General features: G+C 42.4%; 19 protein-coding genes and 1 other annotated feature. All 19 genes read left to right on the forward strand.

Going from position 1 to position 19,806, the window contains the following annotated elements; all coding sequences use genetic code 11:
- Nucleotides 1–108 precede the first annotated feature (108 nt).
- The gene (locus SporoP17a_RS14655) at nucleotides 109–354 is read left to right on the forward strand and encodes a PRC-barrel domain-containing protein (RefSeq protein WP_158233767.1); all 246 of its coding nucleotides are present in this window, start codon (nucleotides 109–111) and stop codon (nucleotides 352–354) included.
- A gap of 66 nt (nucleotides 355–420) precedes the next feature.
- Nucleotides 421–1,113, forward strand: coding sequence for a YggS family pyridoxal phosphate-dependent enzyme (locus tag SporoP17a_RS14660; RefSeq protein ID WP_083035369.1), 693 nt, complete (start codon nucleotides 421–423; stop codon nucleotides 1,111–1,113).
- Complete coding sequence (locus SporoP17a_RS14665; protein ID WP_156890588.1) at nucleotides 1,110–1,607, forward strand: cell division protein SepF; 498 nt, start codon at nucleotides 1,110–1,112, stop codon at nucleotides 1,605–1,607. The genes SporoP17a_RS14660 and SporoP17a_RS14665 overlap by 4 nt, the downstream gene beginning before the upstream one ends.
- 65 nt (nucleotides 1,608–1,672) lie before the next feature.
- A complete protein-coding gene (locus tag SporoP17a_RS14670; protein ID WP_083035370.1) occupies nucleotides 1,673–1,963 on the forward strand; it encodes a YggT family protein in 291 nt (96 codons plus the stop codon).
- A 69-nt stretch (nucleotides 1,964–2,032) separates the two neighbouring features.
- Nucleotides 2,033–2,809 (forward strand): YlmH family RNA-binding protein, encoded by a 777-nt coding sequence (locus tag SporoP17a_RS14675; protein ID WP_083035371.1) that lies wholly within the window; start codon nucleotides 2,033–2,035, stop codon nucleotides 2,807–2,809.
- Between the two features lie 99 nt (nucleotides 2,810–2,908).
- Nucleotides 2,909–3,475: a DivIVA domain-containing protein gene (locus SporoP17a_RS14680; RefSeq protein WP_083035372.1), complete on the forward strand. Its 567-nt coding sequence runs from the start codon at nucleotides 2,909–2,911 to the stop codon at nucleotides 3,473–3,475.
- Between the two features lie 40 nt (nucleotides 3,476–3,515).
- Nucleotides 3,516–3,736, forward strand: a binding site (T-box leader).
- 147 nt (nucleotides 3,737–3,883) lie between these two features.
- On the forward strand, nucleotides 3,884–6,643 hold the full coding sequence (gene ileS / locus SporoP17a_RS14685) for an isoleucine--tRNA ligase (protein ID WP_083035373.1): 2,760 nt from the start codon (nucleotides 3,884–3,886) through the stop codon (nucleotides 6,641–6,643).
- A 138-nt stretch (nucleotides 6,644–6,781) separates the two neighbouring features.
- On the forward strand, nucleotides 6,782–7,258 hold the full coding sequence (lspA, locus tag SporoP17a_RS14690) for a signal peptidase II (protein ID WP_083035374.1): 477 nt from the start codon (nucleotides 6,782–6,784) through the stop codon (nucleotides 7,256–7,258).
- Nucleotides 7,258–8,166 (forward strand): RluA family pseudouridine synthase, encoded by a 909-nt coding sequence (locus SporoP17a_RS14695; RefSeq protein WP_083035375.1) that lies wholly within the window; start codon nucleotides 7,258–7,260, stop codon nucleotides 8,164–8,166. The genes lspA and SporoP17a_RS14695 overlap by 1 nt, the downstream gene beginning before the upstream one ends.
- A 224-nt stretch (nucleotides 8,167–8,390) precedes the next feature.
- Nucleotides 8,391–8,939 (forward strand): bifunctional pyr operon transcriptional regulator/uracil phosphoribosyltransferase PyrR, encoded by a 549-nt coding sequence (gene pyrR / locus SporoP17a_RS14700; RefSeq protein ID WP_083035376.1) that lies wholly within the window; start codon nucleotides 8,391–8,393, stop codon nucleotides 8,937–8,939.
- Nucleotides 8,940–8,959: 20 nt separating this feature from the next.
- Nucleotides 8,960–10,246: a uracil-xanthine permease family protein gene (locus SporoP17a_RS14705; protein WP_083035377.1), complete on the forward strand. Its 1,287-nt coding sequence runs from the start codon at nucleotides 8,960–8,962 to the stop codon at nucleotides 10,244–10,246.
- Between the two features lie 57 nt (nucleotides 10,247–10,303).
- A complete protein-coding gene (locus SporoP17a_RS14710) occupies nucleotides 10,304–11,182 on the forward strand; it encodes an aspartate carbamoyltransferase catalytic subunit (RefSeq protein WP_083035378.1) in 879 nt (292 codons plus the stop codon).
- A gap of 1 nt (nucleotide 11,183) precedes the next feature.
- Nucleotides 11,184–12,461, forward strand: a complete 1,278-nt coding sequence (locus SporoP17a_RS14715) for a dihydroorotase (protein ID WP_083035379.1) — start codon at nucleotides 11,184–11,186, stop codon at nucleotides 12,459–12,461.
- The gene (locus SporoP17a_RS14720; protein ID WP_083036145.1) at nucleotides 12,461–13,561 is read left to right on the forward strand and encodes a carbamoyl phosphate synthase small subunit; all 1,101 of its coding nucleotides are present in this window, start codon (nucleotides 12,461–12,463) and stop codon (nucleotides 13,559–13,561) included. Before SporoP17a_RS14715 ends, SporoP17a_RS14720 begins: the two co-directional genes overlap by 1 nt.
- The gene (gene carB, locus SporoP17a_RS14725; protein WP_083035380.1) at nucleotides 13,554–16,751 is read left to right on the forward strand and encodes a carbamoyl-phosphate synthase large subunit; all 3,198 of its coding nucleotides are present in this window, start codon (nucleotides 13,554–13,556) and stop codon (nucleotides 16,749–16,751) included. The genes SporoP17a_RS14720 and carB overlap by 8 nt, the downstream gene beginning before the upstream one ends.
- Nucleotides 16,748–17,527, forward strand: coding sequence for a dihydroorotate dehydrogenase electron transfer subunit (locus tag SporoP17a_RS14730; RefSeq protein ID WP_083035381.1), 780 nt, complete (start codon nucleotides 16,748–16,750; stop codon nucleotides 17,525–17,527). Before carB ends, SporoP17a_RS14730 begins: the two co-directional genes overlap by 4 nt.
- Nucleotides 17,524–18,438 (forward strand): dihydroorotate dehydrogenase, encoded by a 915-nt coding sequence (locus SporoP17a_RS14735; protein ID WP_083035382.1) that lies wholly within the window; start codon nucleotides 17,524–17,526, stop codon nucleotides 18,436–18,438. Before SporoP17a_RS14730 ends, SporoP17a_RS14735 begins: the two co-directional genes overlap by 4 nt.
- A complete protein-coding gene (gene pyrF, locus SporoP17a_RS14740) occupies nucleotides 18,435–19,148 on the forward strand; it encodes an orotidine-5'-phosphate decarboxylase (RefSeq protein ID WP_083035383.1) in 714 nt (237 codons plus the stop codon). Before SporoP17a_RS14735 ends, pyrF begins: the two co-directional genes overlap by 4 nt.
- Nucleotides 19,145–19,774, forward strand: a complete 630-nt coding sequence (gene pyrE / locus SporoP17a_RS14745) for an orotate phosphoribosyltransferase (RefSeq protein ID WP_083035384.1) — start codon at nucleotides 19,145–19,147, stop codon at nucleotides 19,772–19,774. Before pyrF ends, pyrE begins: the two co-directional genes overlap by 4 nt.
- Nucleotides 19,775–19,806 lie beyond the last annotated feature (32 nt).

Genomic DNA, 19,806 nt, shown 5'->3' on the forward strand with positions numbered 1-19,806 from the left:
CCACTTTCTAACTCAATACTTTAACACGCACTATTTCACGTTGAAGTCAGTCTCCTTACGTTCTCATTAAAACTCACTATGCATAGTATGAAAGAAGGAGGGGAAACTATGCGTTTTTCCAGCTTGCAGAAAAAAGAAGTGATTGAGCTGAAAAAAGGAGCGTTCCTAGGTTTTGTTCAAGATGCTACAATCGACATCGAAAAAGGTGAAATCGCGCAACTTCATATAGGTGAACTTGAGCGATCCTTTTTCTCAGACAGCAAGTCAAAAGGTGTCCAAAAAATCCATTACAGAGACGTCATGACGATTGGAAAAGATATTATCTTGATCGACAATAAACGGCTCAATAAATGACTTATCGTTGATATATAGTGCTCTAATTGATACAATGAAATAAAGATGATGAAAAGTAGTGATAATATGGAACGAGTAGAACAACGACTAGTAACTATACAAAAACAAATACATGAAGCATGTGAAACAGTAAATCGTAGCCCGGACGACATCACGTTAATTGCTGTCACAAAGCAAGTCTCGTCCGCTAGAGCGCAATCCTTACTGGACGTTGGGATCAAGGATTTAGGAGAAAATCGGCTTGAAGGATTGCTGAAAAAGCAGGAAACGATTGAGGATCCGGTAAATTGGCACTTCATTGGTAACTTGCAGACACGCAAAGTGAAAGAATTAGTCGACACCATTGACTGCCTTCATTCGCTTGACCGTATGAGCCTTGCGAAAGAAGTGAATAAGCGGGCAACTAAGCCGCTGGATTGTTTTGTACAAGTCAATGTGTCAGGTGAAGAATCCAAGTCAGGCATTACTCCTGAGGAGGTAGATGTATTTTTTGAGCAATTGGCAGCTTACGAAAACGTTCATGTAATAGGGCTCATGACGATGGCGCCAAATACAGATGATGAATCCGTTGTTCGCGAAACATTCCGTTCTTTACGTGAACTACGAGACAAAATCGCAGCAAAGAAGCTATCTTACGCACCGTGTACAAAATTGTCTATGGGTATGTCCAATGACTTTACAATCGCAATAGAAGAAGGTGCAACTCATATACGCATCGGCACTGCATTGGCCGGTTCAGAAAGCGGGGAAACTGAATGAGCCTAAAAAAACGATTGGAAAAAATGTTTTGGGTACAGGAAGAAGACTTAGTTCAACAACCAAAACCTCAAAGTAAACTAACAAAAGGTGAACAAACAACAGCTCGTAAAGGGATGAAGAAGCTAGGGGGTAAGAAACGAGCTGTCAATAGTCGTCTTCAAGCCCCCCAGCAACATGCTTCTTCCACACAAGCTCCAGTGATTAGCTTACAAAGTCTGCAAAAATCTTCAAAAGTTATTTTACTAGAGCCGCGTTCTTATGCAGAAGTAGAGGACATCGCGGAACATTTAAAGAATCGCCGTTCCGTCGTAGTGAACTTACAGCAGATAGAACGAGATCAAGGATTTCGTATTATTGATTTCCTAAGTGGTACAGTATATGCCCTCGGTGGCGACATTCAACGAATTGGCGCAGATATATTTTTATGTGCACCCGACAACGTGGAAGTAGCCGGTAAAATTACGGAATTTCTATCTGAGCAAAACGAACGATAGGCTACACAATTTAGAACTTTCACTTAATGAAAGTCGAACAATTTGAATGAGGTGTACATGTAATTATGATCGCATTATTAAATAATTCTTATTTATTAATCTCTGGAGCCTTACAATTATATTCTATTCTGTTAGTCATTTATATTTTAATGTCATGGGTTCCATCTACTAGAGAAACAAAATTTGGTCAGCTTATAGCCAAAATAGCAGAGCCATACTTAGGGTTTTTCCGTAAGTTCATACCACCGTTTGGAATGATTGATTTTTCACCGATTGTCGCATTACTGTCATTACAATTAATCAGCAGAGGAATAGGTCAGATTTACTTGATGATTTTCCAAGCATTAGTATATTAAGTATAACCTTAGCTTGAATTGGAAATCCTCACAAGGTGAGGATTTTTTTATATAAGGAGAAGAACTAGAATGGATTCAATATTTCAACATTTTCGTAAAGAAGAACAACCGTTTATTGAAAAGGTGAATAGTTGGGTGAAGGACGTAGAAGATACATATGCCCCCAAGCTAACGGAGTTTATGGACCCGCGTCAGCGTTTTATAACGGAATCTATCGTGAGGAATTCAGATCTTGGATTAACCGCTGACGGTGGCTTCCACGACGCAGAACGTCAGCGTGTGCTAATCTATCCTGATTATTACATCCCGACAAAAGAGGATTTTCAAATCAGTATTTATAATGTGAACTATCCTAAAAAATTCGTTACTATGAAACATTCACAATTACTTGGGTCTCTTTTGTCTGTTGGAATTGAGCGTTCACGATTTGGTGATATTCAACTAACTGATGAAGCAGTACAATTTGCGGTTGCGGAGGAAGTGTCTGAATATATCCACGTCCATTTCACGCAAGTTGGAAAAGTGAAAGTTTCTGTAGAGCCAGTACAAAACACGGAAGATTTTATAGATGTAAAAAATGAATGGACAGAAGAACTCCATATTGTTAGTTCATTGCGTCTGGATGTAGTGATTGCAGCATTAACAAACAGTTCAAGAGCCAAAGCTTCGTCGCTTATTAAAGCGGAGAAAGTAAAAGTGAATTGGGCAATGATTGATAAACAGGCATTTGAAGTAGAAGAATATGATGTTCTATCAATTAGAGGGTATGGTCGCTTCAGAATCATGAGTATTGAAGGACGCACAAAGAAAGATAAGATCCGCGTGATGATCGGTACACTTGTCTAAATTGAATCCTTGATAAATTAAGAAAAGTAGTGTTTAATCAAGTAGTAAACATCATCACACTGTAAACTATGTAAGCATACTGAAAGGAGAAAGCGTATTATGGCTTTAACCCCTACGGATATACATAACAAAACGTTTAATACGAAATTTCGTGGCTATGATGAAGATGAAGTAAATGGATTTTTAGAACAGCTGATGAAAGACTATGAAAACGTCCTGAAGAAAAATGAAGAGCTTGAAAAAACGGTTTCTGATAATCAAGCAAAGATTACTCACTTTAATTTAATAGAAGAAACGATGCAAAAATCTATTCTAATCGCACAAGAAGCTGCGGAAGATGTTCGAAAAAATGCTGTTCAAGAATCGAAGTTAATCATTTCGGAAGCAGAAAAGAATGCAGACCGCCTTGTGAATGACGCACTCGCGCAGGCTAGAAAGATAGCGCTCGAAGTAGAAGTGTTAAAGAAACAGTCAAAAGTATTCAAAAGCCGCTTTAAGATGATGGTAGAAGCACAGCTCGACATGATCAATACGGAAGACTGGGATGACCTGTTGAAGTATGAGTTGGATACATCCAGCGTGGAAAGTGTAGCTGAAAAGGAATTAGATATTCCAAATGTAGATAGTTTAGATGAAGAACTAGTTAAGAAGCCGGAAGAAGCTTGACAACATTCGAACACATTTTTATAATGAAAAGTAAAATGAAAAAGAAGCGTTGAAGGAAAGAGTACTTTCTAATTTCACCTATAGCGAGCCAGGGGCGGTGTAAGCCTGGTGGTAAATCAGAAACGAAAATCACTCCTGAGCTAGAACCTTTATGTAAATCTAGGTTCTCGGTCTCACACTGCCGTTATTAGTGTCTAAGCGGCAATTGCTATATGCAATTGCAAGTAGGGTGGTACCGCGAGAACAAACCTCGTCCCTTTTTGGGATGGGGTTTTTTATATTCAAAAGCGGAAACAGCCTGACGCTTGTAGCTAGCTGGATCCAAAAGCGGAAAGCACCGTTAAGGCCTAAAAGTGTTCCTATCAATACACTACAAACGATGTACACATATTTTAAGGAGGAATTATAATGGACTATAAAGATACATTGCTAATGCCGAAAACTGATTTCCCTATGCGTGGTAATCTGCCAAACAATGAACCCAAAATGCAAGAAGAGTGGAATGAAAAGAATATTTATCAGCAAGTTCAGGAACGTACTGCAGATCGTCCGTTGTTCATATTGCATGATGGACCACCCTATGCAAACGGTGATTTACACATGGGGCACGCTCTTAACAAAGTACTAAAAGACTTTATCGTTCGTTATAAATCGATGTCTGGTTTCCATGCGCCTTACGTACCAGGTTGGGATACACACGGTTTGCCGATTGAGCAAGCACTTGTAAATAAAAAAGTTGATCGCAAGAAAATGAGTACGGCTGAATTCCGTAAAATGTGTGAAGAGTATGCACTACAACAAATTGATAATCAGCGTACGCAATTCAAGCGTCTCGGAGTTCGCGGAGATTGGGAAAATCCGTACATCACGCTTAAACCTGAATTCGAATCACGTCAAATCCAAGTGTTTGGCGAGATGGCGAGAAAAGGATATATCTATAAAGGGTTGAAGCCTGTCTACTGGTCTCCTTCGAGTGAAACTGCTTTGGCAGAAGCGGAAATTGAATATCAGGATAAAAAATCTCCATCCATATATGTAAGTTTCCCTATCAAAGATGGGAAAGGTGTACTAGATCATGATGTGAAATTCTTGATCTGGACAACAACACCTTGGACAATTCCAGCAAACCTGGGGATTTCTGTTCATCCTAAATTTACGTATGCAGTAGTAAAAGTACAAGATGAGAAATTTGTAGTAGCAAAAGACTTAGTGGAGTTCTTGGCGAATGAATTGGAGTGGGAAGAGTATTCAATCGAAAAAGAAATTCAAGGTGTAGATCTTGATCGGATCGTGGCTAGCCATCCAATTTATGATCGTGATTCATTAGTTATGCTAGGGGAACATGTGACGGCAGATGCTGGTACCGGTTGTGTTCATACAGCACCAGGTCATGGTGAAGATGACTTCTACGTGAGTAAGCAATATGGAATCGATGCATTATCTCCAATTGATGACCGTGGTGTGATGACAGAAGAAGCACCGCTTTTCGCTGGTTTGTTCTACGAAGATGCGAATAAAGCAGTGACTGAAAAATTAGAAGAAGTTGGAGCTCTTCAAAAGTTGTCGTTTATTACTCACTCGTACCCGCATGATTGGCGCACGAAAAAGCCAGTCATTTACCGTGCGACTTCGCAATGGTTCGCTTCTATTGAATCTTTTAGAAATGAGCTACTCGAAGCAATCCGTACCACTACATTCACACCGTCTTGGGGTGAAACACGTTTGTTCAATATGGTTCGTGATCGTGGCGACTGGTGTATTTCCCGTCAGCGCGTATGGGGCGTTCCGATTCCAGTTTTCTATGCGGAAAATGGAGAAGTAATTCTTACGGGCGAAACCGTCAGCCATGTAGCAGATTTATTCCGTGAGAATGGATCGAATGTTTGGTTCGAACGTTCTGCAAAAGACTTATTGCCAGAAGGCTTCACGCATGAAGGAAGTCCAAATGGTGAATTCACGAAAGAAACGGACATTATGGATGTTTGGTTTGATTCCGGTACAACGCATCAGGGGGTTCTTGAAGAGCGTGATGATCTTCGGTACCCAGCGGACTTGTACCTTGAAGGTTCCGATCAATATCGCGGTTGGTTCAACTCTTCATTGACAACTAGCGTAGCTATCAACGGTATTGCACCGTACAAAGGCATTTTGAGTCATGGTTTCACACTGGACAAAAATGGCCGTAAGATGAGTAAGTCGTTAGGGAATGTTATCGTCCCTTCGAAAGTCATCAATCAACTAGGTGCAGACATCGTACGTCTATGGGTGTCATCTGTAGATTATACAGCCGACGTTCGTGTGTCTGATTCAAACTTTAAGCAAGTTTCAGAAGTCTACCGCAAGATTCGTAATACGATTCGTTTCTTGCATGGTAACGTAGCTGACTTTAATCCAGCTACAGATCGTGTAGCATTTGATGATATGCGTGCAGTAGATCAGTACGTCTATGTGAAGTTGCAGGATTTAATTGAGGAAGTCCTTACAGCTTATGAGCAGTATGCATTCCCTACTGTCTACCATGCAATCAATAATTTCTGTACGGGTGTACTGAGCTCGCTCTACTTGGATATTGCGAAAGATGTGGTCTACATCGAAGCTGCGAATCATCCAGATCGCCGGGCAATGCAGACAGTGATGCATGATACATTGATCACATTGGTTAAGCTGATCACGCCAATTTTGCCACACACTGCAGATGAAATGTGGAAAAATATTCAGTACGTTGAAGAAGATAGTGTACAATTAACGGATATGCCTGAAGCAGATCATAAAGGTGAAGCAGCAGACAAACTTCGTGAGCGCTTTGATAATTTGATGGATGTCCGCGATGATGTCTTGAAAGCTCTTGAAGAAGCTAGAAACGCGAAAGTAATCGGAAAATCTTTGGAGGCAAAAGTGACTGTTGTGTTGCCTGAAGCTCAACGTGGCATCTTGCAAGCAGAGGATATTGATTTTGCACAATTCTTCATCGTCTCGGACTTTGAAGAGGGTACAAATGCAGAGTTGCCGAATGCATTGAAATTAGAGCATGCAACGGTTTTGGTGGAGCCCGCTGAAGGTGAAAAATGTGAGCGATGCTGGACAATTTCTCAAACAGTTGGAGAAGACGCAGAACATTCGACACTATGTACACGATGCGCGACTGTTGTGAAAGAAAACTATGCGTAAGCAATTTTGATGTCACAGCCATCATCATTCATTCGTGGATGATGATGGCTTTTTTACATAGTGGAATTAACAAACGTAATGGAGACCGTGTTTTTATGGTAAACTAAAGAAGAAATTAGCTGGACGGAGGGTAATGAAGTGATATTTTATTATGCAATCGCTGCACTGGTCATTGGATTGGATCAGTTGACGAAATGGCTAATCGTAAAAAATATGGAGTTAGGTGAACATATTTCTATTATGGATCCTTATATTGCATTGCTATCTCATCGTAATCGTGGAGCGGCATGGGGTATGCTAGAGGGAAAGATGTGGCTATTTTTTATTGTGACCATTGTAGTCGTAATAGCTATTATTTATTTCTTCCATACAGAAGGTAAAAAGGATCGGCTCTTAGGTGTGAGTCTAATGCTGTTGCTAGGCGGTGCAATTGGGAACTTCATCGACCGACTAGTAAGAGGAGAAGTAGTAGATTTTATTAGTGTCTTGATACCTGTTATACAATATGATTTTCCAATATTTAATGTGGCGGATGCCGCACTAACAATTGCTGTCGTACTAATTTTGCTACACGTAGTGTTTGATGAAAAAAAGAAAAAGAAAAAGGTGTCGTAATGGAAAGAATAGAATTTGAAATAACAGAAGAACTTTCAGGGAGTCGAATAGACAAAGCATTGGCTACACTTCAACCGGACTGGTCACGCACGCAAATCCAGCAATGGGTAAAAGAGGAACATGTTAAGGTAAACGACAGTTTAGTTAAGCAGAACTATAAAGTCAAGACAGATGATAAGATTACTGTCGAGCAACCGGAAACGGAAGAATACGATGTGGAAGCTGAAAATCTCCACCTTGATATAGTCTATGAAGACCAAGACGTATTGGTTGTCAACAAACCGGTCGGGATGGTTGTACATCCATCAGTCGGTCATGTAAGTGGAACTTTAGTCAACGGCTTAATGTATCAAGTGACGGATCTATCAGGCATCAATGGTGTCATGCGACCTGGTATCGTGCACCGTATTGATAAAGACACTTCAGGGTTATTGATGGTTGCCAAAAATGATAAAGCACATGTGTCATTAGTTAATCAGCTCGTCGCTAAATCAGTTAATCGTGTGTATACGGCATTAGTTCATGGACATATACCACATGATAATGGCACAATAGATGCGCCAATTGGGCGCGACAAGCGGGATCGTCAACGGATGGCAGTTGTGGATGAAGGAAAAAATGCTGTTACACACTTTAAGGTCCTTGAACGTTTTGGCGCTTATACATTAGTTGAGTGCCGGCTGGAGACAGGAAGAACTCACCAGATTCGTGTGCATATGAAATATATTGGTTATCCCCTTGTAGGAGATCCTAAATACGGTCAGAGAAAAACCATCGATTTTGGCGGTCAAGTACTTCATGCAGGCACTATTGGTTTTGAGCATCCTACAACAGATGAATATATGGAGTTTACTGCACCGTTGCCTGAAAATTTCCAACAATTACTCAATGAATTACGTATGGAATAAGCGTTGACAAACGCTAATCATGAGTTGTATACTCTATTAAGCAATTGAATAGCGATACCTTTAACGTCAGTCCTGTGAGGCTGGGAAGGTTGCACGGAATTACATGATAGCTTACTGCGGTAAGCATCGATGTATGCTTTTTTCTGCACATCTGCCCTCCAGTCTACTCTGACTGGAGGGCTTTTTTTATAGACAACAGATGAAATCGAAAGGGGATTATGGATATGGCTGAAAAAGCAACCATACTAGATGAACAAGCCATCACGCGGGCGATCACACGTATTGCCCATGAAATTATCGAAAAGAATCGAGGCATTGATCACTGCATCGTAGTCGGTATTAAGACAAGAGGTGCGATCTTGGCGAAACGCTTAGCAGATAAAATTGAACTAATTGAAGGGAAGCCGATCAAAACAGGTGAATTGGATATTACATTATACCGAGATGACCTTCAATTAAAGAATGAACAAGGAGAAGCGTATGTACAGCAGGTCGATATCGAACATGATGTAGCGAATCAAAAAGTCATCCTAGTAGATGATGTTCTCTATACAGGTAGGACGGTTCGGGCAGCGTTAGATGCAATTATGGACTTAGGAAGACCTTCATCTATTCAGCTAGCTGTATTAGTAGATCGAGGTCATCGAGAACTACCGATTCGTCCAGACTTTGTAGGGAAGAATATCCCGACTTCAAATGAAGAACGAGTAGTAGTGAGTATGATTGAAAAAGATGGAACTGATGGAGTCACCATTCACACACGCACATTATAAGCAGCTGGGGGAAATCATAAATGAACGTAAAAGTATTGGATGTACATGAAAAGCCGCAACCTATTCGCTGGCTTGCACTCAGCTTACAACATATGTTCGCCATGTTTGGCGCAACAATCTTAGTACCGCAATTAGTAGGCTTAAGCCCAGCTATCGCGCTATTAACGAGTGGGATCGCAACGATCGTATTTATTATCGTGACGAAGTTCCAAGTACCAGCTTATCTAGGCTCTTCATTCGCTTTTATTGTACCGATTCAGATGGCGACACAATCAGGCGGTATCGGCAGCGCAATGATAGGTAGTATGTTCGTAGCATTGGTCTATGCGATCGTATCGTTAGTAATTTATAAAACCGGTTATAACTGGATAATGAAAATATTACCGCCTATCGTAGTAGGACCCGTCATTATGGTAATCGGATTAGCACTTGCACCGACAGCTATTGATATGGCGAGCACGATCAATGTGGATGGAGCGGATGTTTACAGCGGCTTACACTTTTCCGCGGCTCTAGTTACACTTGCTTCTGCAGTATTTTGCTTGATGTTCTTTAAAGGGATTATCAGTTTGATGCCCGTACTTATTGGTATCGTAGTGGGGTATATCTACTCTGCTTTCATCGGTATTCTAGATTTCAGCGAAGTGGTAGAAGCCAAGTGGTTTGCGGTACCCGAAATGCTCATCCCAGGTGTTGATTACGAATTCATCGTCACACCGACACTACTAATTATTATGGTGCCAATCGCGATCGTCACGATCTCTGAGCATATAGGACACCAACTTGTATTAGGCAAAGTAGTAGATAGGAATTATATTGAAAGTCCTGGATTACACAGATCATTGCTTGGTGATGGACTAGGAACCCTCATGAGTGGACTAGTCGGAGGACCACCTAAAACTACATACGGAGAAAACATTGGCGTACTTGCTATCACTCGAGTCTACAGTGTATATGTGATCATGGGGGCTGCAGTATTTGCGATACTCTTCTCCTTCATCGGTAAAATTACGGCGTTGATTGCTACAATTCCATCGGCAGTACTTGGTGGAATATCTATTCTGTTGTTTGGCATCATCGCTTCATCAGGAATACGCATGCTCATTGACCATAAAATCGACTTTGATAATCAACGGAATCTAGTCATCGCATCCATCATTTTAGTAATTGGAATTGGTGGGGCGACGATTAATATAAGCGAAACATTCCAAATCGGTGGCATGGCACTGGCTGCAATTGTCGGTGTTCTGTTGAACCTAGTATTGCCAGGTAAAACAGACGAAACTTTGATGGATAAGGAAGAATAGAAAACCAAAAGCAGTTCATGCATGACGTACTTGCATTTCGCGGAGGAGGAATATCTGATGGAACATTTAGTTTCAATGAAAGACCTGACAGTGGATGAAATCATGCTCATACTCGAACGGGCAGCGATTTTTAAGCGACTAGGGTTCAGGGAATTGCCTGGAACATATACCGTCAGCAACTTGTTTTTTGAACCTAGTACGAGAACGAAAACGAGTTTTGAGATGGCGGAACGTAAAGTAGGCGCGCAAATTATCCCCTTTGAAACGAGTTTCTCGAGTACCTTAAAAGGTGAATCTTTGTATGATACGATTAGGACGCTGGAGGCAATAGGTTTGGATGCCTTAGTCATTCGTCATCCGGCTGATGGTTTTTATGAGGAATTAGTAAAGAGAACGAATGTGGCAATCATTAATGCAGGCGATGGATCGGGTCAGCATCCGACGCAATCCCTGCTCGATATCTTCACGATTCAAGAGGAGTTTGGTCATTTTGATGGGGTAAAAGTATTGATTGCGGGAGATATCGCCCACAGTCGGGTAGCTCGCTCCAATGCGGAAGCTTTGCGGAAGCTGGGAGCTGAGGTCACGTTCCTTTGCCCACCTGAATGGGCGGGGGAATTCGACAGTGTCGACAACTGGGATGATGTGATTGAAACGAGTGATGTGGTCATGCTCCTTCGAGTACAACACGAACGTCATAATACAGAGATGGCCTATACGAAAGCTGCTTATCATGAGCAATACGGTCTGACTATAGAGCGAGCGGCTAGAATGAAAAAAGATGCAATCATCATGCATCCAGCTCCAGTAAACCGTGATGTAGAAATAGCAGACAGTTTAATAGAAAGTCCACAATCACGAATTTTTAAGCAGGTAGAAAATGGCGTCTATATTCGAGCAGCTGTTCTAGAACTTATATTGAAGGGGCGGAAGTAATATGAACACGTTAATTCAACAAGTGCAAATGGTAAATGAAGAAGGCAAGATCATCGAAACAGATATTAAAATTGCAGATGGAAAGATTGCGGAAATAGGTACTCAACTAGTAGCAGACGGGTATGAAATTATAGAAGGTAAAGGACTACTCGTATCACCTGGCTTCATTGATGTACACGTACATTTGCGTGAGCCGGGCGGAGAGCATAAAGAAACCATTGAAACAGGTACACACGCGGCAGCAAAAGGCGGATATACAACTATTTGTCCAATGCCGAATACGCGTCCAGTACCTGATACAAAAGAAAACCTTGAAAAGATCAACACATTAATTAAAGAGAATGCTAAAATTCGTGTGCTTCCTTATGCGTCCATCACGATTAGAGAAGCGGGAAAAGAACGCACAAATCTTTCAGAATTAAAAGAACATGGCGCATTCGCGTTCACGGATGATGGTGTAGGAGTTCAAGAAGCAGGCATGATGTACGAGGCGATGAAAGATGCAGCGAAGATCGATATGGCCATTGTGGCGCACTGCGAAGACAATACATTAATCTATGGTGGCGCAATGCACGAAGGAAAACGTAATAAGGAACTTGGCTTACCAGGGATTCCTTCCATTGCGGAATCTGTACATATTGCACGGGATGTTTTACTCGCGGAAGCCGCGGGCGCACATTATCACGTTTGTCACGTCAGCACGAAAGAATCGGTTCGCGTAATCCGTGACGCTAAAAAAGCCGGTATTCATGTAACAGGAGAGGTCAGCCCTCACCACTTGTTATTGACAGAGGATGATGTGCCTGGAGATGATGCAGACTGGAAAATGAACCCTCCGCTACGTGCTATCGAAGATCGCGAGGCATTGCGCGAAGGTTTGATGGATGGGACATTGGATTGTATCGCAACAGACCACGCACCGCATACAGCAGATGAAAAGGCTGTAGGTATTGCAAAAGCACCATTTGGCATCACAGGATTTGAAACGGCATTTCCTTTACTGTATACAAACTTCGTCAAACCAGGACATTGGACACTGAAACAACTTCTTGACTGGATGACAGTAAAGCCTGCGGAAGTCTTCAACTTGCCTTACGGTAGGCTTGAAGTAGGTGCTGAAGCAGATTTAGTACTACTTGATCTAGAAAAGCAACAAACAATCGACCGTACCACATTTGTTTCAAAAGGTAAGAACACGCCATTTGACGGAGTGGAATGCACAGGATGGCCTGTAATGACAATTTTCGATGGAAACATCGTATGGAAGGATGGTCAATGATGACAAAAAGATACTTAGTATTAGAAGACGGATCTATTTTTGAAGGAAAAGCATTCGGAGCAGAGAATGCTTCAATAGGAGAAGCTGTGTTTGCAACAGGTATGACAGGATATCAGGAGACAATTTCAAATCCTTCAGGTTGTGGACAAATTGTTGTGATGACCTATCCGCTAATCGGTAACTACGGTATTAACCGAGACGATTATGAATCCATCGACTTGGCGATTAACGGCTTAGTTGTTAGAGAATTAGCAGACGAGCCTTCAAACTTTCGTAGCGGCATGTCACTAGGAGATTTGCTTATTTTAAAAGGTATTCCAGGTATTCAGGAGATTGATACTCGCAAACTAACACGTCTATTACGCGATAAAGGTTCATTACGAGGTAAATTGACTGCTGCTGGCGAAGGGATCGATACCGATGCAATAGTTGCGGAACTTCAACAATATGAATTGCCAACAGATTTAGTAGCGAAAGTATCTACCAAGCGTCCCTATCCAAGCCCAGGCTTAGGCAAACGTGTTGTCGTCATCGACTATGGCATTAAACATGGCATTTTACGTGAATTAAATAAAAAGGACTGCGATGTGATAGTCGTACCTTATGATACATCAGCGAAAGAAATTTTGGCGTTGTTCCCCGACGGTATCCTATTATCGAACGGACCAGGAAATCCCGAAGACCTACAAGGTGCAGTAGAAACAATAAAGGAATTAATGGGGAAGAAACCTATCTTCGGTATCGGACTTGGCCATCAATTATTCGCGCTCGCATGCGGTGCTAAAACAGCAAAGATGAAGAACAGCCATATTGGTGGGAATTATCCGGTTAAAGACTTGAATACAAACCGTACCGATCTGACTTCACAAAGTCATGGATATGAAGTACTGGAAGACTCTTTAGCAGGGACAGGTCTTGAAGTGACACATATCGCGTTGAATGACAATTGTATTGAAGGGCTTCAATGTGAGAAGTTGGAAGCATTCACTGTTCAGTTCCACCCAGAAGCATCACCAGGACCACAAGATTCAAGCTATATATTCGAACGTTTCATTCAATTGATGACTGCAAGCAACAGAAAGGAGAATACTAATGCCTAAACGTACTGACATAAAATCCATCCTCGTAATTGGTTCAGGTCCTATTGTAATTGGACAAGCAGCAGAATTTGACTATGCAGGTACACAAGCCTGTTTATCTCTTAAAGAAGAAGGGTACCGAGTTATTTTGATCAACTCAAACCCTGCAACTATTATGACGGATACGGAGATGGCAGATAAAGTGTATATCGAACCCATCACACTTGAATTCGTTAGCCGCATTATTCGCAAAGAACGCCCAGATGCTCTACTTGCGACATTAGGCGGACAAACTGGTTTAAACATGGCGATTGAGTTGCATGAATCAGGGATATTAGATGAATTAGGAATCGAGATTTTGGGTACAAAGCTCGATGCAATTCACAAGGCAGAAGACCGCGACTTATTCCGAACATTAATGAATGAAATGGGTGAGCCTGTTCCAGAGAGTGATATCATTCATAATATTGATGAAGCCTATGCGTTCGTCCATAAGATTGGGTATCCAGTTATCGTCCGTCCTGCGTTCACACTAGGTGGAACAGGTGGCGGAATTTGCCACAATGATGAAGACTTAGAAGAAATCGTAGCAAGTGGTTTGAAATACAGCCCCGTTACACAGTGTCTTCTAGAGAAATCTATCGCAGGTTTTAAAGAAATTGAATATGAAGTAATGCGTGACTCTGCCGATAACGCGATTGTCGTGTGTAATATGGAAAACGTGGATGCTGTAGGGATCCATACAGGTGACTCTATCGTAACAGCACCATGCCAAACATTGACCGACCGCGAAAATCAGATGCTTCGTAATGTTTCATTGAACATCATTCGTGAGTTGCAAATCGAAGGTGGCTGTAACGTGCAGCTAGCACTTGATCCGCATAGCTTTGATTACTACATCATTGAAGTAAATCCGCGTGTCAGTCGTTCATCTGCACTAGCTTCCAAAGCAACTGGTTATCCAATCGCGAAACTTGCTGCGAAAATTGCTGTCGGTTTGACGCTGGATGAAATGATGAATCCGGTAACGGGTAATACGTATGCTTGCTTCGAACCGACACTGGACTATGTAGTAACGAAAATTCCACGTTGGCCTTTTGATAAGTTCGAATCAGCGAAGCGGAACTTGGGTACCCAAATGAAAGCAACAGGTGAAGTCATGGCGATGGGCCGGACATTCGAAGAATCCATCATGAAAGCAGTCCGTTCATTGGAAACAGGGCAATTCGATTTGTCACTTTCCGGTGGTGGTGAAATGTCTGACGAGTGGATTGAAAAACGTATTCGCAAGGCAGGCGATGAGCGACTGTTCTTCATCGGAGAAGCCCTGCGTCGTGGTGTAACAATCGAAACTTTACACGAATGGAGCGCTATTGATTTATTCTTCTTGCGCAAATTTGAAAATATCGTTCGGTATGAAGAAACATTGAGAGATCATCCATATGACAAAGCAATTGGTTATAAAGCGAAACGACTTGGGTTCCCGGATGCTACGATTGCACAACTATGGAATACAACCGATCGTGAAGTATACAAGTGGAGACAAGAGCAAGGATTGGTTCCGGTGTATAAGAAAGTAGATACGTGTGCAGGTGAATATGAATCCGATACTCCATACTTCTATGGTACGTACGAAGAGGAAAATGAATCGGTAAGAACGGATAAAAAGAGTGTGATCGTCTTAGGTTCAGGCCCAATCCGTATTGGACAAGGGGTTGAATTCGATTATGCGACAGTGCACTGTGTATGGGCTATACAACAATCAGGATATGAAGCGATCATCGTCAATAACAATCCTGAAACAGTTTCGACTGACTTCTCCATCTCGGATAAGTTGTACTTCGAACCGTTAACCATTGAAGATGTGATGCATATCGTGGATCTTGAGCAACCTGAAGGTGTGATCGTCCAGTTTGGTGGCCAAACAGCAATCAACTTGGCGGATGAATTAGAAGCACGTGGAGTAAAAATTCTAGGTACATCACTTGAAGATATCGACCGTGCAGAAAATCGTGATAAATTTGAGAGTGCTTTGCATGAAATCGGCGTACCACAACCGCTTGGCAAGACCGCTTTGTCAGTTCCGGAAGCAGTTGCAATCGCAACAGAAATTGGCTATCCAGTTCTAGTTCGACCGTCGTATGTCTTAGGTGGCCGTGCAATGGAAATTGTCTACTATGAAGAGGAATTACTGCAATACATGGAGAACGCGGTAAAAGCTAGCCCTGAACATCCAGTATTGATCGACCGGTACTTAACAGGTACGGAAATCGAAGTCGATGCAATTTGTGACGGGGAAACTGTATTAATACCTGGCATCATGGAGCATATCGAACGTGCAGGTGTTCACTCGGGTGACTCGATCGCAGTGTATCCTCCACAAAACCTGTCACAGTCTATGATTGAAACGATTGCGGACTATACGAAACGTTTGGCTCTCGGGCTCAAAATACGCGGGCTAATGAATATCCAGTTCGTTATTTCAGAAGGACAAGTTTACGTAATCGAAGTAAACCCACGTTCAAGCCGTACGGTACCATTCTTGAGCAAAATTACGAATATCCCGATGGCAAATGTGGCAACTCAAGCGATCTTAGGTACATCTATTTTAGAACAAGGCTACACCGATGGACTTGCAGAAGCACCAGCAGGCGTCTATGTCAAAGTGCCGGTATTCTCTTTCGCCAAGCTTCGTCGTGTAGATATTACACTCGGACCTGAGATGAAATCAACCGGTGAAGTAATGGGTAAAGACGTAACATTGGAAAAAGCCTTGTACAAAGGCCTAGTAGCAGCGGGAATGGAAGTTAAAGAATACGGTACTGTGTTAATGACAGTTTCCAATAAAGATAAAGAAGAAATTGTGGATATCGCAAAACGTTTCATTGAAACCGGTTATCACATTATGGCAACAGAAGGTACGGCTAAAGCACTCGAAGCAGAAAATATCGAAGTGAAAACAGTAGGTAAAATTGGCACAGAAGGTCCAACGTTGATCGATGTTATCCAAAAAGGACAAGCGCAATTGGTGATCAACACATTGACTAAAGGAAAACAACCGGCACGTGACGGCTTTAGAATTCGTCGTGAAACAGTGGAGAATGGAGTTCCTTGCTTTACCTCTATAGATACAGCTGCTGCTATGTTATCCGTCATCGAGTCCATGACATTCCAGACGGATGCTATGCCGCAACCGCAGGTGGTAAAATGATCATCCAAGATTTGATGACCATCAGTTCGCAAAAGGAAATCGCGCAAAATATTTTTGAAATGAAATTAAATGGCAAGTTGGTCGGAGAAATTACTTCTCCTGGCCAGTTTGTCCATATCCGAGTATCGGATTCCTTTGAACCGTTACTGCGACGTCCCATTTCCATAGCTGAAATGAATCCAGAAAAAAATGAAATGACTATCATCTACCGAGCGGAAGGACGAGGTACTTCCCTTTTGTCCGAAAAACGTGAGGGAGATGTAGTGAATGTACTGGGACCTCTAGGAAATGGTTTTCCCGTTGAAGAAACAACGGCTGGTCAAACAGCTGTATTGATTGGTGGCGGGATTGGTGTGCCACCACTTTATGAACTGTCAAAACAGCTAACTGCAAAAGGAGTTAATTGTATTCATATACTTGGTTTCGAATCGGATCAAGTGGTTTTCTATGAAGAAGAATTCGCCGCTTTAGGCGAAACGCATATCGCTACAGTGGATGGCAGTAACGGCACACAAGGATTTGTTACGAATGTCATGAGTGAGATAGCTGATGACTTCGAAACGTTTTACAGTTGTGGGCCTATGCCCATGCTCGATGCCGTGCAAAAAGCGTATGTGCATAAAAAAGGATTCTTATCGTTTGAACAACGTATGGGCTGCGGTATTGGAGCTTGTTTCGCTTGTGTTTGTCATACAAATGAAAATGCGACAGATCAGACGTACGTCAAAGTATGTTCTGATGGTCCAGTATTTCCGGCAGGGGTGGTGCAAATATGAATAGACTAGCGATGACTTTGCCAGGGCTTGAATTAAAAAATCCGATTATGCCTGCATCTGGTTGTTTCGGTTTTGGCAAAGAGTACGGTAATTTGTACGATTTGTCCCAGCTCGGAGCAATCATGATTAAAGCGACTACAGAAGAAACACGTTATGGTAACCCGACACCACGAGTGGCAGAAACATCTTCGGGTATGTTGAATGCGATCGGTCTTCAAAACCCAGGGCTACAAGGCGTGTTGAATAATGAGTTGCCATGGTTAGAGAAGTTCGATGTTCCTATTATTGCAAACGTCGCAGGATCTGAAACTGCTGATTACGTGGAAGTAGCGAAACAAATTTCAAAAGCGCCAAACGTTCAGGCACTTGAATTAAATATATCGTGCCCGAACGTCAAATGTGGCGGAATTTTGTTTGGCACGGATCCTGAAATAGCAAAAGAACTGACAGCGGCTGTTAAAGCGGTCTCGGCTGTACCTGTTTATGTGAAACTGTCACCAAATGTCACAGATGTTAAAGCAATGGCATTGGCAGTAGAAGCGGGCGGAGCAGATGGAATTACGATGATCAATACATTAGTCGGAATGCGTTTAGATGAAAAAACAGGCAAGCCGGTTATTGCGAATAAAACAGGTGGTTTATCTGGCCCAGCGATTAAGCCAGTTGCGATTCGCATGGTCTACGAAGTAAGCCAAGTCGTGACTATTCCGATCATCGGAATGGGTGGCGTTACATGTGTACAGGATGTCGTAGATTTCATGTCTGCCGGTGCAAGTGCAGTAGCAGTAGGCACTGCCAACTTCGTAGATCCGTTTGTATGTCCAACTATTATTGAGCAGTTGCCTGCGAGATTAGATGAGCTAGGAATTGATCATATATCTGAATTGGTCGGAAGGAGTCATCGCGTATGAATCGCTCTCCAATTATTGCGTTAGATTTTGATTCAGCTGAAAAGACATTCGATTTCCTGAAAGCATTTGATCACTCAGTCAATGTCAAAGTTGGAATGGAATTATATTATAAAGAAGGTCCTGCTATGATTGCTCGCTTGAAGGAAGAAGGCTACTCGATCTTTCTGGATCTTAAATTGCATGATATTCCAAATACCGTTAAATCAGCAATGAAAGTCCTGGCTTCACTTGAAGTCGACATGGTCAATGTACATGCGGCCGGTGGTAAGACGATGATGGAAGCAGCACTCGAAGGTCTTGAATCCGGTACGGTTGCGGGTATCAAACGTCCAGCATTAATTGCAGTGACTCAACTGACCTCAACAGACGACCGTCAAGTGAATGAAGAGCAACTGATCAGTGTTCCGCTTCGTAAATCCGTGGAACACTATGCGAAATTAGCTAAGTCTGCTCACTTGGATGGAGTAGTCTGTTCAGTACAAGAAGCGAAGATTATTGAAGAAGTATGCGGCAAAGACTTCTTCAAAGTCACACCGGGTATTCGTTTGGCGGAAGGCGATACGCACGATCAAAAGCGTGTGGCAACACCGGCAAAAGCATGGCAGGAAGGTTCTACGCACATTGTGGTAGGACGTGCTATTACAGGCGCTGATAATCCACTAGAAGCGTATCGAAAAGTGAAAACATTGTGGGAGGGAATTACTTCATGACTAGAGAAAAAGAAGTGGCACAGATCCTATTAAATGTAGGAGCGGTAGCGATTAATCCGGAAGAGCCGTTCACATGGGCTTCAGGAATCGAGTCGCCTATTTACTGTGATAACCGCTTAACCATGGCGGATCCGGTTGGGCGTAAGGAAATTGCTGAAGGACTTGCGGCTTTGATTCGCGTTCATTATCCTGAGACTACAGTCATTGCAGGAACTGCGACAGCAGGCATCCCACACGCAGCATGGGTTGCGGATATTCTGAAGTTGCCGATGGTCTATATCCGATCTACTGCTAAAGCACACGGTAAGAGCCGTCAAATTGAGGGCAAAATCGAGCCGAATGCAAAAGCGGTCATTATTGAAGATTTAATTTCGACAGGCGGAAGCAGCTTGAATGCAGCGAACGCGTTGATTGCAGAGGACGTGGAAGTATGCGGAATCGTCTCGATCTTTACATATGAGTTACAAAAAGCGGACGAGAAATTTGCTGAGGCGAATCTTTCTTACCATAGCTTGACGAACTTTGAGGCGCTTGCTGAAGTCGCGAAGGAAGAAGGCGCGGTTAAAGAAGAGTCTATGAATGAATTGATGGAATGGCATACGAAGTTGAAACAAGGCACGCTATAAATATGTAACGGTTCCCAACTTCGGGGACCGTT

Origin of the sequence: Sporosarcina ureae, assembly GCF_002082015.1 — a bacterium.
GTDB lineage: Bacteria > Bacillota > Bacilli > Bacillales_A > Planococcaceae > Sporosarcina > Sporosarcina ureae_A.

What these genes read in the sequence shown, in the direction of transcription:
- SporoP17a_RS14655 (WP_158233767.1), top strand. Translation starts at nt 109, where the DNA reads ATGCGTTTTTCCAGCTTGCAGAAAAAAGAAGTGATTGAGCTGAAAAAA.
- SporoP17a_RS14660 (WP_083035369.1), top strand. Translation starts at nt 421, where the DNA reads ATGGAACGAGTAGAACAACGACTAGTAACTATACAAAAACAAATACAT.
- SporoP17a_RS14665 (WP_156890588.1), top strand. Translation starts at nt 1,110, where the DNA reads ATGAGCCTAAAAAAACGATTGGAAAAAATGTTTTGGGTACAGGAAGAA.
- SporoP17a_RS14670 (WP_083035370.1), top strand. Translation starts at nt 1,673, where the DNA reads ATGATCGCATTATTAAATAATTCTTATTTATTAATCTCTGGAGCCTTA.
- SporoP17a_RS14675 (WP_083035371.1), top strand. Translation starts at nt 2,033, where the DNA reads ATGGATTCAATATTTCAACATTTTCGTAAAGAAGAACAACCGTTTATT.
- SporoP17a_RS14680 (WP_083035372.1), top strand. Translation starts at nt 2,909, where the DNA reads ATGGCTTTAACCCCTACGGATATACATAACAAAACGTTTAATACGAAA.
- ileS (WP_083035373.1), top strand. Translation starts at nt 3,884, where the DNA reads ATGGACTATAAAGATACATTGCTAATGCCGAAAACTGATTTCCCTATG.
- SporoP17a_RS14695 (WP_083035375.1), top strand. Translation starts at nt 7,258, where the DNA reads ATGGAAAGAATAGAATTTGAAATAACAGAAGAACTTTCAGGGAGTCGA.
- pyrR (WP_083035376.1), top strand. Translation starts at nt 8,391, where the DNA reads ATGGCTGAAAAAGCAACCATACTAGATGAACAAGCCATCACGCGGGCG.
- SporoP17a_RS14705 (WP_083035377.1), top strand. Translation starts at nt 8,960, where the DNA reads ATGAACGTAAAAGTATTGGATGTACATGAAAAGCCGCAACCTATTCGC.
- SporoP17a_RS14710 (WP_083035378.1), top strand. Translation starts at nt 10,304, where the DNA reads ATGGAACATTTAGTTTCAATGAAAGACCTGACAGTGGATGAAATCATG.
- SporoP17a_RS14715 (WP_083035379.1), top strand. Translation starts at nt 11,184, where the DNA reads ATGAACACGTTAATTCAACAAGTGCAAATGGTAAATGAAGAAGGCAAG.
- SporoP17a_RS14720 (WP_083036145.1), top strand. Translation starts at nt 12,461, where the DNA reads ATGACAAAAAGATACTTAGTATTAGAAGACGGATCTATTTTTGAAGGA.
- carB (WP_083035380.1), top strand. Translation starts at nt 13,554, where the DNA reads ATGCCTAAACGTACTGACATAAAATCCATCCTCGTAATTGGTTCAGGT.
- SporoP17a_RS14730 (WP_083035381.1), top strand. Translation starts at nt 16,748, where the DNA reads ATGATCATCCAAGATTTGATGACCATCAGTTCGCAAAAGGAAATCGCG.
- SporoP17a_RS14735 (WP_083035382.1), top strand. Translation starts at nt 17,524, where the DNA reads ATGAATAGACTAGCGATGACTTTGCCAGGGCTTGAATTAAAAAATCCG.
- pyrF (WP_083035383.1), top strand. Translation starts at nt 18,435, where the DNA reads ATGAATCGCTCTCCAATTATTGCGTTAGATTTTGATTCAGCTGAAAAG.
- pyrE (WP_083035384.1), top strand. Translation starts at nt 19,145, where the DNA reads ATGACTAGAGAAAAAGAAGTGGCACAGATCCTATTAAATGTAGGAGCG.